The sequence below is a fragment of the Psychroserpens jangbogonensis genome, from assembly GCF_000797465.1.
Lineage (GTDB): Bacteria > Bacteroidota > Bacteroidia > Flavobacteriales > Flavobacteriaceae > Psychroserpens > Psychroserpens jangbogonensis.
The window spans coordinates 66142-81004 of record NZ_JSWG01000015.1 but is presented as its reverse complement, the minus strand read 5'-3'; the positions used below and the strand labels follow the sequence as shown (position 1 = coordinate 81004).

General features: G+C 33.1%; 16 protein-coding genes. 13 read left to right on the top strand and 3 right to left on the bottom strand.

From position 1 onward, the window contains the following. Nucleotides 1-11 precede the first annotated feature (11 nt). The 9 genes from ccoS (at nucleotide 12) to RH81_RS14095 (ending at nucleotide 7517) form a co-directional block, all read left to right on the top strand. Nucleotides 12-197: a cbb3-type cytochrome oxidase assembly protein CcoS gene (ccoS, locus tag RH81_RS14135; protein ID WP_033961466.1), complete on the top strand. Its 186-nt coding sequence runs from the start codon at nucleotides 12-14 to the stop codon at nucleotides 195-197. A gap of 10 nt (nucleotides 198-207) precedes the next feature. Next, on the top strand, nucleotides 208-2397 hold the full coding sequence (ccoN, locus tag RH81_RS14130; protein ID WP_033961463.1) for a cytochrome-c oxidase, cbb3-type subunit I: 2190 nt from the start codon (nucleotides 208-210) through the stop codon (nucleotides 2395-2397). A 6-nt stretch (nucleotides 2398-2403) separates the two neighbouring features. Then, nucleotides 2404-2589: a cytochrome c oxidase subunit IV gene (locus tag RH81_RS14125; RefSeq protein ID WP_033961462.1), complete on the top strand. Its 186-nt coding sequence runs from the start codon at nucleotides 2404-2406 to the stop codon at nucleotides 2587-2589. Further along, entirely contained in the window at nucleotides 2586-3494 is a 909-nt protein-coding gene (locus RH81_RS14120; RefSeq protein WP_033961461.1) for a cbb3-type cytochrome c oxidase N-terminal domain-containing protein, read from the top strand. Before RH81_RS14125 ends, RH81_RS14120 begins: the two co-directional genes overlap by 4 nt. A gap of 53 nt (nucleotides 3495-3547) precedes the next feature. Continuing rightward, nucleotides 3548-4972, top strand: coding sequence for a cytochrome c oxidase accessory protein CcoG (ccoG, locus tag RH81_RS14115; RefSeq protein WP_033961460.1), 1425 nt, complete (start codon nucleotides 3548-3550; stop codon nucleotides 4970-4972). Between the two features lie 13 nt (nucleotides 4973-4985). Next, on the top strand, nucleotides 4986-5432 hold the full coding sequence (locus RH81_RS14110; RefSeq protein WP_033961459.1) for a FixH family protein: 447 nt from the start codon (nucleotides 4986-4988) through the stop codon (nucleotides 5430-5432). After that, nucleotides 5433-6134 carry a sulfite exporter TauE/SafE family protein gene (locus RH81_RS14105; protein ID WP_033961456.1) on the top strand — a complete coding sequence of 234 codons (702 nt, stop codon included), beginning with the start codon at nucleotides 5433-5435 and terminating at the stop codon, nucleotides 6132-6134. Between the two features lie 87 nt (nucleotides 6135-6221). Further along, nucleotides 6222-7055 carry a universal stress protein gene (locus RH81_RS14100; protein ID WP_033961454.1) on the top strand — a complete coding sequence of 278 codons (834 nt, stop codon included), beginning with the start codon at nucleotides 6222-6224 and terminating at the stop codon, nucleotides 7053-7055. Nucleotides 7056-7067: 12 nt separating this feature from the next. Then, nucleotides 7068-7517, top strand: coding sequence for a pyridoxamine 5'-phosphate oxidase family protein (locus RH81_RS14095; protein ID WP_033961451.1), 450 nt, complete (start codon nucleotides 7068-7070; stop codon nucleotides 7515-7517). A 3-nt stretch (nucleotides 7518-7520) separates the two neighbouring features. On the opposite strand, the gene RH81_RS14090 is transcribed toward RH81_RS14095, so the two are convergent. Together RH81_RS14090 and RH81_RS14085 are read right to left on the bottom strand one after the other, a co-directional pair. Further along, nucleotides 7521-8684: a M14 family metallopeptidase gene (locus RH81_RS14090; RefSeq protein ID WP_052172572.1), complete on the bottom strand. Its 1164-nt coding sequence runs from the start codon at nucleotides 8682-8684 to the stop codon at nucleotides 7521-7523. Between the two features lie 2 nt (nucleotides 8685-8686). Continuing rightward, entirely contained in the window at nucleotides 8687-10570 is a 1884-nt protein-coding gene (locus RH81_RS14085; protein ID WP_241478989.1) for a CBS domain-containing protein, read from the bottom strand. 97 nt (nucleotides 10571-10667) lie between these two features. Here RH81_RS14085 and RH81_RS14080 point away from each other — a divergent pair, with 97 nt between their 5' ends. Further along, nucleotides 10668-11087 (top strand): CBS domain-containing protein, encoded by a 420-nt coding sequence (locus RH81_RS14080; protein ID WP_033961448.1) that lies wholly within the window; start codon nucleotides 10668-10670, stop codon nucleotides 11085-11087. A gap of 70 nt (nucleotides 11088-11157) precedes the next feature. Here the strand turns inward: RH81_RS14080 and RH81_RS14075 are convergent, their stop codons facing one another. Further along, on the bottom strand, nucleotides 11158-11991 hold the full coding sequence (locus tag RH81_RS14075; RefSeq protein ID WP_033961446.1) for a universal stress protein: 834 nt from the start codon (nucleotides 11989-11991) through the stop codon (nucleotides 11158-11160). A 197-nt stretch (nucleotides 11992-12188) separates the two neighbouring features. On the opposite strand from RH81_RS14075, the gene RH81_RS14070 reads away from it, so the two are divergent. The 3 genes from RH81_RS14070 to RH81_RS14060 all read left to right on the top strand — a co-directional run bounded on the left by RH81_RS14070 (nucleotide 12189) and on the right by RH81_RS14060 (nucleotide 14802). Then, nucleotides 12189-12821 (top strand): superoxide dismutase family protein, encoded by a 633-nt coding sequence (locus RH81_RS14070; RefSeq protein ID WP_033962155.1) that lies wholly within the window; start codon nucleotides 12189-12191, stop codon nucleotides 12819-12821. Nucleotides 12822-12971: 150 nt separating this feature from the next. Continuing rightward, on the top strand, nucleotides 12972-13679 hold the full coding sequence (locus RH81_RS14065; protein ID WP_033961444.1) for a hypothetical protein: 708 nt from the start codon (nucleotides 12972-12974) through the stop codon (nucleotides 13677-13679). A gap of 208 nt (nucleotides 13680-13887) precedes the next feature. Further along, entirely contained in the window at nucleotides 13888-14802 is a 915-nt protein-coding gene (locus tag RH81_RS14060; RefSeq protein ID WP_033961441.1) for a hypothetical protein, read from the top strand. Nucleotides 14803-14863: the final 61 nt, after the last annotated feature.

The window sequence follows — 14863 nt, the reverse complement described above, 5'->3', positions numbered from 1 at the left end:
TCTAAGTAGGTATGAGTGTTATATATATTTTATTAAGTATCAGTATTATCGTAGCAATCTTGTTTTTTATAGCGTTTATAGCAGCTGTAAAAAGTGGACAGTATGATGATAGTTATACACCTTCTGTTAGAATGCTTTTTGAAGACGAACTCGTTAAAGAGCAACCAAAACCATCTGTTAAATCAAAAAAAGACTAATTAAATTATTATGGAAGTCCAACAGTTTCATTACGATAACAAAATCGTCAAAAATTTCCTCTATGCAACAATGCTTTGGGGAGTTGTAGGAATGTTAGTGGGTCTACTGCTCGCATTTATGTTTTTATTCCCAAATTTAACCGACGGTATTTCGTGGTTAAGTTTTGGTCGACTTAGACCATTACACACCAATGCGGTTATTTTTGCCTTTGTAGGTAACGCCATTTTTGCAGGTGTGTACTACTCATCTCAACGTTTGCTAAAAGCTAGAATGTTTAGCGACCTTCTAAGTAAAGTCAATTTTTGGGGTTGGCAATTAATCATCGTTGGAGCCGCAATCACACTTCCGTTAGGATATACAACTTCTAAAGAATATGCTGAATTAGAATGGCCATTTGATATTGCCATTGCAGTTGTTTGGGTCGTTTTTGGTTGGAACCTGATAGGAACAATTCTTAAAAGAAGACAACGTCACCTTTATGTAGCTATTTGGTTTTACCTAGCAACATTTGTAACGGTTGCCGTACTTCATATTTTTAATAGTTTAGAATTACCTGTAAGCGGACTTAAAAGTTACTCAGTTTATGCTGGTGTGCAAGATGCCTTAGTTCAATGGTGGTATGGTCACAATGCGGTTGCATTTTTCTTAACTACACCATTCTTAGGTTTAATGTACTACTTTGTACCTAAAGCAGCCAACAGACCTGTATACTCATATCGATTATCTATTGTTCACTTTTGGTCATTGATATTCATATACATTTGGGCTGGACCTCACCATTTATTATATACAGCTTTACCTGAATGGGCTCAAAATTTAGGTGTTGCATTTTCTATAATGTTACTAATGCCTTCTTGGGGTGGAATGATTAACGGACTACTAACACTTCGTGGTGCTTGGGATAAAGTACGAACAGATCCTGTTCTAAAATTTATGGTTGTTGCAATTACTGGTTATGGTATGGCAACCTTTGAAGGTCCTATGTTATCTCTAAAAAATGTAAATGCCATTGCGCATTATACCGATTGGATTATCGCACACGTTCACGTCGGTGCTTTAGCTTGGAATGGCTTCCTAGCCTTCGGTATGATTTATTACTTAATTCCACGTTTAGTTAAAACAAAATTATATTCTACAGCCTTAGCGAATGTCCATTTTTGGATTGGCACACTTGGTATCATAATGTATGCCTTACCTATGTATGTTGCTGGATTCACACAAGCAAGTATGTGGAAACAATTTAATCCTGACGGAACTTTAGTTTATGGAAACTTCTTAGAAACAGTTTCTGAAATTATACCAATGTATTGGATGCGTGCTATTGGAGGTACTCTCTTTATAACTGGTATGTTGATCTTAGTTTATAATATCATTATGACTATTAGAAAAGGTAGTCCAGTAACTGATGAATTAGCAGAAGCTCCAGCATTACAAAACGTTTCTAAAAAACGTGTTGCTGGTGAAGGATGGCATACTTGGTTAGAACGTAAGCCTGTTAAATTGACCATTCTTGCAACTGTCGCTATTTTAATTGGTGGTATTGTACAAATTGTACCAACCATCATGGTGAAATCAAATATACCTACAATTAGTAGCGTAAAACCTTATACTCCATTAGAACTAGAAGGTAGAGATTTATACATTAGAGAAGGTTGTGTTGGTTGTCACTCTCAAATGGTTAGACCATTTAGAAGTGAAGTTGAACGCTATGGTGAATATTCTAAAGCTGGAGAATTTGTTTACGATCACCCATTCCTTTGGGGAAGTAAACGTACTGGACCAGATTTACATCGTATAGGTGGAAAGTATTCTGACAATTGGCACCTCAACCACATGTATGATCCACAAAGTACCTCATCAGGTTCTATTATGCCAGCTTATCAATGGCTGGTAAGAGATGAACTTGACAAATCTCTAACTGAAGCTAAAATGGAAGCTATGGTAACACTTGGTGTTCCATATACTGAAGATGAAATTGCCAATGCACAACAATCTATGTTAGAACAAGGAACTAAAATTGAGGAAAACTTGTATTCAGACCCTGATTTTGCTAAAAATTATGAAGCCGACAAACAAGCTGGCGGACAAGAATTTATAGAGATGCGTAATCGTGAAATCGTTGCAATCATTGCATACTTACAGCGATTAGGTACAGACATTAAAGTAAAAGATGCTGAAGTATCATCAACTCAAAACTAATTTATCATGCTAAAATTTGTAAAAAACCATATGGAAAGCATCACAGGAATAGAAATCTATCCTATGATCTCCTTACTTATATTTTTCAGTTTTTTCGTCATCCTATTCTGGTGGGTAATCACTGCAAAAAAAGAATACATAAATAAGGTAAGTAGCCTTCCTTTAGACAACCAAAACACTACAGAATTATGAGAAATTTTATTCCTTCTTGGTTAAGAGTACCTGTTGTATTCTTTATTATAATGGGTATCGTAGAATACACTATTGATTCTGGTGAGAAACCAGCATTTATTGAAGAACCAATGGTACTATTATTCTTAGTATTAGTACTATTAATAATCATTGCTATTGAAGCTATAGTGTCTTCAATAAAAAATGTATTATATCAAAGTTTAGATGAAGAATCTAAAGCAAGATTTGATGCTAAAAAGTCTAAAACTCCAGCATTAATTACTTGGATTGATGAAACTTATAATAAGTTAGTAGGTACAAAACCTATGGCAGAAGAACATGAAATCATTTTAGATCATAACTATGATGGCATTAAAGAATTAGATAACAATCTTCCGCCATGGTGGATCTATGGATTCTATGCAAGTATTGTTTTTGCAGCGGTTTATTTGGTTCGTTTTCATGTCCTTAATGGTGAAAACCAATATGATGAGCTAGAATCTGATTTAGTACAAGCAAAACTTGATATTGAAGAATATAAGAAAACTGCTAAAGATTTAGTTGACTTTAATACAGTTGAACTATTAACTGATGCTGGTGATTTAAAAGCTGGACAGAAACTGTTTGATTTGAACTGTGTCGCTTGTCATAAAGCTGATGGTGGAGGTGGAATTGGTCCCAACTTAACAGATAAAAATTGGATTTTAGGTGGTGGAATTAAAAACGTCTTTAAAACAATTTCTGAAGGTGGTCGTGACGGAAAAGGTATGATTGCTTGGAAACAAAGTTTGAAACCTTCTGAAATGGCGCAAATCTCTAGTTATGTACTTCAATTTGAAGGTACAACACCTGCTGAACCAAAAGCTGCCGAAGGTGATATTTGGGTAGATGAAAATGCACCAGTTGAAGAAATAATAGAAGATTAATTTTTTATTGACTTTACAGATTAATATCTGCTAAGCCTCAAAATAAGATTATCATGAACACCCCAGAAAACGAAACTTTTAGAGATTCCATTGGCACAATCAATGAAGATGGTAATCGTGCTTGGGTATTTCCTAAAAAACCTAGTGGATGGTTTTATGAAAAACGCAAAATTGTAAGCTATGTATTATTAGCCTTTCTTTTTGCTGCACCATTCATTAAAATAAACGGGAATCAGTTTTTAATGTTCAATGTGCTAGAACGACGTTTTAACATATTTGGTTTCCCATTTTGGCCTCAGGATTTTCACCTGTTTGTGATATCTATGTTGATTGGTGTGATTTTTATTACATTATTTACAGTAGGTTTTGGTCGTATTTTTTGTGGATGGATTTGTCCGCAAACTATATTTATGGAAATGGTATTCCGAAGAATAGAATACTGGATTGATGGAGATAGAAATAAACAACGAAAATTACAACGACAAAAATGGAACGCCGAAAAAATTAAGAAGCGTGTCTTAAAATGGTTTATCTTTTTAGTCATATCCTTTTTAATCGCTAATATATTTCTAGCGTATATAATTGGAAGCGACAAACTATTAAGATATATCATTGACGGACCATTTGAGCATTTAGGCACTTTGTTTCCGTTGATTATTTTCACTGGAGTTTTCTATTTTGTATTTGCGTGGTTTAGAGAACAAGTGTGTATCATCGCTTGTCCTTACGGAAGACTGCAAGGTGTTCTTTTAGACAACAAATCTATCGTTGTCGCTTACGATCATAAACGTGGTGAAAGTGAAAACGGAAGAAAGAAATTTAGAAAAAACGAAGATCGCGCAGAGCTTGGTCATGGAGATTGTATTGATTGTTTACAATGTGTAAATGTTTGTCCGACTGGAATAGACATTAGAAACGGAACACAATTAGAATGTGTCAACTGTACAGCTTGTATTGATGAATGTGATCACATTATGGAAAGCATTAATCTTCCTAAAGGATTGATTAGATATGCGAGTGAAGAAAATATTGAGAAAAATGAGAAATTTGAATTTTCTCCAAGATTAAAAGGATATACAGCCGTTTTAGTCATTCTCACTGGTGTATTAATTGGGATGTTACTCTTAAGAAATGATGTTGAAGCAAGAGTATTACGATTACCAGGACAACTCTATGAGCACAAAGGTGAAACCGTAATAAGTAATGTCTTTACCTATAAACTCATTAATAAAACTACACAGAAGATTGAAGATGTCAATTTTAAATTACGTAGTTATAAAGGAGAGATTAAATTGGTTTCTAATACAGGTGAAGTAGAAGTTCCTGAACAAGGATTAGCAGAAGGTACTTTATTTATAGAAATTGATAAAAGCGAATTAAAAGGAGATAAGAATAAATTAATGATTGAAGTCTATAGTGGTGACCTTCTCATCGAAACGACAACCGTTAATTTTTTGGCTCCTAGAAGTTATAATTAAAAGTCATAAGGTTATGAAAATAAATTGGGGAACAGGAGTTGTATTAGCATTTATAGGCTTTATAAGCTTTATTATGTTCTTCGTTATACGCATGAACACGAACGATAAATACGATCATGACTTAGTTACAGAAGATTATTATAAAGCTGAACTAGAATATCAAAACGACATTAATAAAGAGGAAAACTCTCAAAACTTAGCTTCAGATATTACTTGGGAAAAAACGTCTGAAGGTTTAGAAATTATTTTTCCAGAACAGCTTAAAGCTGACGAAATTAAAGGAAAAGTGTTCCTATATAGACCATCTAACAAACAAGTGGACTTTGAAACTTCGATTTCATTGTCTAATCACAATTTGCTCATACCTGACAAACGTTTGCTAGATGGTCGTTGGAACATTAAAGTTGATTGGCAATATAACGGAAAATCGTATCTGTACAAAAAAGAAATTGTCTACTAAGTGCTTTGGTCTGCAATCATATTTGGTTTATTAGGTAGTTTCCATTGTGTTGGAATGTGTGGTCCTATTGCCTTTATGCTACCTGTAGACAGAAGTAACTCCTTTAGAAAAATCTCTCAAATTTTAACGTATCACTTAGGTCGATTATTAGCTTATGCGTTAATAGGTTTCGGCTTTGGGCTTATTGGTAAAAGTCTCTACATCTTCGGAATACAACAGCAACTATCTATTATTATTGGAATCTTAATGATTATTGTCGTCCTTATTCCTGTTCAAACTTTTAATAAATACAATTTTTCTAAACCTTTATATAAAGTCATTTCAAAAGTAAAATCATCATTAGGTAAAGCTTTAAAAAAGAAAACTGCAGATACGTTTTTAACGATAGGCTTTCTAAATGGATTTTTGCCATGTGGTTTGGTATATATGGCTGTTTTTGCATCGTTAACTATGCCAAATGCTTTAGAGAGCGGCTTATACATGATGCTATTTGGTGTAGGAACCATTCCGTTGATGACGACTGCTATTTATTTAGGGAAGTTTTTAAATTCAAAAGTTAAACAACGCATTCAAAAAGCCATTCCTGTGTTTGTTGTCATAATCGGTTTACTTTTCATTATTCGTGGTATGGGATTAGGCATACCTTACCTCTCTCCTTCTCCAATTGTTGACGTTGCTACTAGTGCTGTAGATTGTCATTAGACTTTATTTATTCTAAATATTAAACTGACATTCGTCATAGTTCTTTACCGTGTATTTCTGTAACTTTAGTTAATAGGAACAACACAAATGAAAACTATTCTATTACTTACAGACTTTTCCAATTGCGCAACTAATGCCATCCATTATGCTATGCGCTTTTTCGAATCTAAAACATGTGTTTTTCATGTCATGAATGTGCATAAAGCTGGGACATTTATTTCTGACGATTTGATGATCTCTCCTACGGAAAGTATCTATGATTCATTTACAAAAATTCCTAAGCAAAAACTAAATGCACTTGTAGACGAATTAAAACAAACGTATCATAACCCAAATCATAAATTCGAAATTATTGTTGATTTTGATGTGTTTACAGATGCAATCAACCAAGCCGTAAAACGTAATAACATTGATTATGTTGTTATGGGATCTAATGGAGCAACAGGTGCGAAAGAAGTGGTTTTTGGTAGCAATGCCATTAATGTGATTAGACAAGTCATGTGTAAAACGCTGGTTGTACCAAATGACTATACGTTTAAACCCATCTCTAATTTCTTATTGCCTTTACAGTTTGATGACAACGTACCAAGTGAACAGTTAGACATCATAAGCGACTTCACTAAAAAATATGAACTCAAACTACATGTCTTGAGAGTATGCGCTAAAAACGAAACTACCAATAGCATTACCAGTGATCAAGATCGACTAGATAAGTTTAATTGTAAGTATTCTGTTGAAGAAGAATCTACATTTTATCAAGCCGTAACCAATTATCTCAAATCGAATGCAATTGATATGACTGGCTTAATTGTTCATGATAAATCCTTTATAAAACGATTCTTTACGGAGTCGCCAACTATAGAATTAAGTAAGGTTATCAAATTACCTTTAATGATATTCCACAGCAGAACATTAATTTAAAACTTTAATACGATGATTAAGAGTTTAGACAGAGAAGAATGCGAAATTGTTTTAAGACACAACTACATTGGTCATTTAGCTTATATCTATAGAAACAGACCTTATGTCATTCCTATTACGTATTTCTATAAAGACAATAGAATAATTTGTTATTCTGGTGAAGGCCATAAAATTATTGCCATGCGTAAACATGCGCCAATTACAATGGAAGTTTCAGAAATTGATTCTGTAAACCAGTGGAAATCTATAGCTATACATGGCAGTTATGAAGAATTTGATGGCAGTACAGCGAAGGCATTACTCCATGATTTCTCATTAGGAATCAAAGATATTATAATGAATAAGGAGCACAGAGATTTGAACTTTATCAGTGAGTTTTCAGCAAAAATTGCTAAGAATGATATTCCAATTGTATTTGTAATAAATATTGAAGACATCACTGGGAAAAAGCGACGAAAATAAGCGTTAACTAAAAGGCGTTACTTTTCGGTCACGTTTTATAAAGTGAATTTTATCCTCTATAATAATCTTCTTTCTATAGCCGAATAAATGAAATATTTTAGTCGTTAAAAACAACGCTATTCTTCGGTTTGCAACGAGACAATAATCATTTTCTGGATGTTTGTTAATACCAGGAAGTAGTCTTAAAAATTGATGGAACTTCAAACTTCTCAATACTTTAGATAGTATTAGCCAGAACTTGGATAATTTCCGAACTACAAAAAAGCCATCCTCACCTTGCTTTTGATACAATGGCATAAAAATCAATCCGGTAAATGGGCTTTTCACTTCGCTACTACCATTATAAGCTAGAGATTGATGTTTCATTACAGGTTTGAAATTCTTGAAACCAGGTTTCATCTTAAACTGATTAGATTCAGATAAAGAATGTCTATAAATAATTTCGTAAAAACCATTTTCAATGGTCAGTAATCTATTCGAACTTTTATAGGCAAATTGGTCTTTTGATACCATGCCTAGTTTTTCCATAACCATCCAAACAAAAGCTTCACAATACAATATAGAATTTTCATCATCGTGCTGACCAGCTTCAAAACCTACAGATATATGACCAAATTCGTTGATATAAGACAGCAATGGTCCATCTAAATATTCTTCAATACCCAAAACAATAGGAATATTAAACTTATTGGCTAAACCTCTATTATTAAGTGAGTCACTAATGGTTATAAAAGGAACTGTTGGAGACGATGTGGTATGTAAATCTACAAATACAAAATCACCATTATTAGTATTACAAATATCTTTAATAGTATTATATAATTCATGCTGTTCTTTCTTCTCTTCAAACTCAAAAAAATCATCGTCATCATCTAAGGACTCGATTTCATCTTTTGTCCATAGCCTATTAAGGTCAAAGTCTTTATAACGCATGCTCGTTTTCAAAGCATTCATATTACCTAGTAAGGCATAAAAATTACCTTTAATGGTAATATTATTTACGATAATATCACTAATCACTTTTTGCAAACCATAAACACCTGCTGGTTCATTACCATGAATACCACCAACACATATTACTGTAGTGCCATTGACATCATTATTCTGGCTATAGAAAATTCTATCTTTAACCATATAGGTTAAGGGTTTGGTAGCTTCTTTTATCATGGCTATAAATTAATTTTTTCTAAATCTGTTTTGGTAATTATGCCTACTAATTCATTATGATCAACAATTGGTAAACAGCGTATTTTATGTTCAATCATTAAAGACTTAGCATCTTCAATAAGCATGTCTGGAATTGCAGTTTTAATTTCTTTTTGCATCACTTGAGATGCAGAGTAATCATCAAACTTATCCAAATCAGAAATATCACTTGCTGAAATAATTCCAACGATTTTATGATTCGTATTAATCACAGGAATGTGATGAATATCTTTCCAAAGCATGATGTTTTTAATAAGGCGCACTGAATCATTTTCATGAACTGTAAAAATCTGAGTAGACATTACCTTATGTACTTTATTACTAGAATTTGCGTCTTTCCTCGCTAAAGGTTTCGCTAATTCCCATTTACTAACAGGTAAATTTTCCTGCTGGTTTTTATGCATGTGATAGGCTAATAATATATTGGCCTCTTCTCTAGAAACCGTTTCTTGTAGCATTCTACTACTTCTTACTAACCACTTGCTACCAGTTGTATTTTTATCAACACGTTCTTTGATGATATTGAGATAAAACTCAATATCTTTTAGATCTACATTCGCTTTTAAAAGCCCGTCGTGAGCCATTGGCAACAAGACAAGTTTTATCAATTTCTTTGCTGAAATACCACTACCAAACCAATTGAAATAGGTATCCAAACCAGTTCGTGCTGCTTTGATAAAATTTCCTTTGGCATCTTTAAATTCCATGCGTTTCCAAATCGATTTACAATCGTCTGGCATTCCTAACATGGTACCAACCCAAAACATCGCGTTAGCAATTTCATCTTTTATGCTTGGACCAGAAGGAATGTATCTATTTTCAATACGTAGATGTGCGACATTTTTATGAACACCATAACAGACTCTATTCCATTTGTACAAGGTTCCATTATGTAAGCCAATCGCTTTAAGATCTGGTTTAATTCCGTTTTTTAAATCATCAATAGGATTGCCAGATAAATCGGCAGTCACTAAAGGTGCATATCGTGCAACGTCATCTGTAAACACTTCTAAAATAGAATCTTTAATCCAATTGTTTCCGAAGTTTACTCGCGCTTTTTGTTCTCTTAGTAATTGAGACGTGTTTCTTAAATCTATACTCTGCTGAAATAAAGCAATTCGCGTTTCACTCCACAACTCTCGTCCTAAAAGCATTGGCGAATTCGTCATCACAGATAATACAGGTCCAGCAATTGCTTGCGACCAATTATACTGATCTACAATATTCTCTAAATCAATTTGGAGGTGGACTTGAAAGCTGGTATTACAAGCTTCAAATAAAATAGATTCGTGATCTAGAATCAGCTCGTCTACACCTCTTACTTTCACTCTAAAATCGTTACCTCTCACCTTCTTCATTACATCATTGAGCACTTTATAACGTTGGTGAGGCGTCATGTTTTCAAACACAAGATCCTTTCGTTTAAACGTTGGTAAAATTCCGGTAAGAATGATTTTGTTATAATCTATAGCTTCCGCAGCTTGGTGTGCTTTATCAATTAAATCACAGAGGTCTTTTTCTAATTGTGTAAAGCAGTTTTCCTTTAAGACTAGAGGATCAAGGTTAGCCTCTACATTAAAAAGACCCAACTCTGTAGTAAAGTGAGGGTCATTAATTTTTTCTAAAATTTCTAAGGCATTAAAGGAAGGTCTGTAATACTTATCTACAATACAAAGTTCTTGTTCGGCACCAATACGCTGAACCCCTTTTTCGAAGGCATCAGATTTAATCATCATGTCCAGCGCTTCTATATCATTTAGCAAATGATTTATAAACTGCTTTCTCTGAGCATTAGTTGTTATTGGTATTACCGATTGTGATCCCATAGTATTGATACAATATCTCAAAGTTAATGTATTAGGTACGCAGGAATTATGACTTTTATCATAGTTTCGAGTAGCGTATATGGGTATCTTTAGTATAGAAATTAAAACCTAAACCATTATGAGAAAGCGTATGCCAGTGTCAACTATAATGACCAAAGATATTATTGCAGTAAATAGAACAGACGATTTAGAGACTGCCGAAACACTATTCAAACAACACCATATTAGACATATTCCTGTCGTATCAGGAGACGTTATTATTGGAATGTTAAGCTATACTGATTTATTACGAATTAGTTTTGCTGATGCATTAAATGAAGATGAAACAGAAGTCGATACTGTTGTATACAATATGTTTACAATTGATCAAGTGATGTCTAAAAATGTAGTGACTGTAAATTCAGAAACGAGCATTAAGGAGGTTGCAGGAATAATAACTAAAAATGAGTTTCATGCCCTACCTGTTGTAGACAATGGTGAACTTGTAGGTATTGTAACCAGTACAGATTTAATCAACTTTTTGATTGAACAATTTTAAACCTTAACCGTTAAACATTAAAAAAAGAGTTAGTTTCCTAACTCTTTTTTTATGCGCTTACTTTATGTATTTATATTTTAAATGTAATCACTGGTAAGGTAGAATGATTCGCAATATCTTCACCTATACTTCCGCTAAAGAAATGAGAAATCCCTCGTCGTCCATGCGTTGGTACAGCAATTAAATCAGCTCCAATAAGATTAGCAAATGCTAGTACACCATCTTCAACTGTATAATCTGAAATGTAATGGATGTCATTTATCTTATTTAAATTACCATCAACCTTTTCTAGAAACTTCGCTACTGTAGATTCCATTTCAGCAGAGTTTTTAAAACGCTCTCCTGGTAAGTTTACATATAAGAGTTTCAAGTTAGAATTTGAATTTTCAAAAAACTGACATGCTTTCACGTAAGGTTCAATCATTGCTTCTGAAAAATCACAAGCGAAAACAACAGTTTCAAACTGAACATTCACTGGTTTTTGCTTAACGATAAGCACAGGAACAACAGAATGTCTTACTACCTTTTCGGTATTTGATCCTACAAAAATTTCGGAAAGACCACTAGCGCCATGAGAACCCATCACAATTAAATCTGCATTGTGTTCTGTAGCTACATCATTGACTTCGCGAAACACTTTAAAGTGTTTTACAACAGGTGTGACTTTCACGTCTTTTAAATAGTCTCTTTCTAGAAACTCATTAAATTTCTTTTCAGCAAGTTTCAAAAAGAATACCGTTTGCATTTGTTGGTCATCTCCAGAATCTACTAGCATATTGGTAGACATTTCTAACATATGTAATGCAATTATTTCGGCATCATTTTTCTTTGCCATAATTGCAGCAGTTTCAAGTGCAAATTCAGAATATTGAGAAAAATCAATTGGTACGATTATTTTTTTCATGATTTAAAATTTAGTGTTTGTGTTATAATTATTCACCATTAATGGCAAATAAACCTTTAATTATTAGTCAAAGGTAAGGTCTAGATATGGCAATAAAAATGACATTTATCATACCAATATTTAAACAAAAAATAATTTTAGTGCGAATTAAATAATCAGTATCTTTCAAATTGAATTAACGACTTAAACACTAAATGATGAAACACAAAATTTTAGGACTAGCAATAATGGCAACATGTCTATTTGTATCCTGTAAAAGCGATAAAAAAGAAACAGAAACGGTTGTAGAAGAGGCTGCTACAGAAGTAGCAACTGAAGCTGCAACAAAAACGCCTGTATTAACTGAAGTAAAAGAAAAGCCAGCCTATTATTCTGAAACACGAAAAGTAGCTATGAGTTTAGACTCAAAAAGTGGAAGTACTGCGACTGGTAATATTGTATTCACACAAGAAGGTGGCATCGTAACTATGATTGCTGTTTTGAGTAAATTAACTCCTGGAGAGCATGCGATTCATATTCATGACAAAGCCGATTGTTCTTCTGACGACGGAAAATCTTCTGGAGGCCATTGGAATCCTACTGCACAGCCACACGGAAAATGGGCAGATGCAAAAGGATATCACAAAGGTGATATTGGAAACTTTACAGCAAATAGCGATGGTCGTGGTACCATCACTAAAATTACTGACGAATGGTGTATAGGTTGTGGTGACGCGACCAAAGATATTTTAGGAAAAGCGATCATCGTACACCAAGGTGTTGATGACTTTACTTCTCAACCATCTGGTGCTGCTGGTGCTAGAGTAAGTTGTGGTGGTATTATAGAATAATACACTAAAAAATAATTTTCAAAAAGAGCTATAGCGTAATGTTATAGCTCTTTTTGTATAATATACCCTTTGTTGGGTATGGTTTTTAGCGCTTACTATTGGTAATTTTCCCATTATAAAACTAGTAGTAACAACCTAAAACCAAGTATTATGAAAAAATTTAATTGTTTATTGATTGTTTTAGCATGTATAGCGCAAACCATGAATGCTCAAGTAGAAATATTTACTTCAGATTATATTGCACTTACAGTCCCTCAACATTACTATGGAGAAATCACTTATGTCAATGACAGTTTGTTTCAAGAAGTAATGGATATTTCAGATTTAAAAAATGACAAAACCTTATTACGTTCATTGCCAAATATTGTTTCTAATGTAACTGTGTATGAAGTGGAGCATAATGGCGAATTAAAAGTATTAGGCATTGGTATTTCGGGAAAGAACAAAGTATATCAAGTTATTTATGACTATTCTCAAACACAAACTTTAGTTTATGGAACAGGAGAGGAAGCAGAATCTGTTTTAGTGGGAATTGGAGTGCGAATGGTTGCAAAAGTAAAAACGAAAAAAGCTGGAATTAATTTATCAAGTCCATTTGGTTTGACTGCAAATACTAATAAAATTGAAGGCTCTTTAGAAGTGAGAGTTACAGGAATAAGTTCACCAAAAATAAATGGTATAATTCCTACTACTACAGATTTATCACCTTCCTCAATATCTGTTGCACTTCAAGCTGTAGCTACTATAAAATCTCATATTTATGATAAAGAAACTATTATTACACCACAATACTTAGGGTATAATAAAATAGACAATACCATAAAAAACCAGAAGGTCAATACACAGAAAATAAATTAACCTTTCACAATAACATGTGTAATAACCACGATCTATTTAGACGCATTATGTATTAAAATATACGTAGTTTCTACGTATATAAAGTATTGGTATTTGTTATAAATTTACGTTGAACAAAAGTTCCGGCTATCCGTAATATAGCTAAGGATAATGTGTGTACTTTTCCGTACATAAGCAGTTTCAAACAATTTAAATCAAATTTTACCCAATGAAAAAACTGAATGCACTACTTATCATGTCACTTTTATTAATACTATCATCTTGTAGTTCTGATGATGATGATAATAATGGTAAAGTTTCGAACACCACAAAAGATTTAGTTTCAATAACCGAAGATTATTACACTAATAACACGCCAACTGCTAGTTCAAAATTTAATTTTTATTACGATAAATTAATTAACATTCAACATTCTAACGGTAGTTATGATGACATCTATTATGAGAGAGGTTTAATCTCAAGAATTTTAGAATTTGACGCCAATAATAATTTGGAATGGACAATAACCTATGCTTACAATAGCTTTAATCAATTAATACAAAAAAAAGTAATTCCTAGTCCAAATAACCCGATTACTGTGAGTCGCCAAAAAGACTTTGTCTATAATGGAAACGTAATTCAATCTGAAAATTCTTGGAGTGATGGCGGATTTCATGCAAACACCATCACACTAAATAGCGACAATTTCATGATAGAAGACAAACTATTTAATAGTGATAACGATCTTGTAGATCAAAGACTATTTGAATATGTAAATAATAATTTGACTAAGCAAACTAAAAATAATGCAGATAATAACACGACATACGAAGAAACATACAACTATTTAAACAAGACTAGTTCTAAAGAATACAGATATAGTCAATATTTATTTGGGAGTGAATGGAAAAATAATAGTGCGCTTAATACTCAATTTGGTTTAGGTCAACAAAGAGCTACTAAAATAAGTGAAAACTATGTTTCAGATTACCATGCCTATCATTTTGTTTTAAACGTTTCAGTAACAGGAACATTTAGTTACGAATTTGATGCTAATGATTATATACTGAAACAAACAGAAACTATTACACGGACGTCAACAGCAGATATTTATAAAACAGTGACAACGTACCAATATGAATAAAAACAAACATAAGTTACGGCTATCCGTAATGTAGCTCTGGATAATGAGTATATCTTTCCGC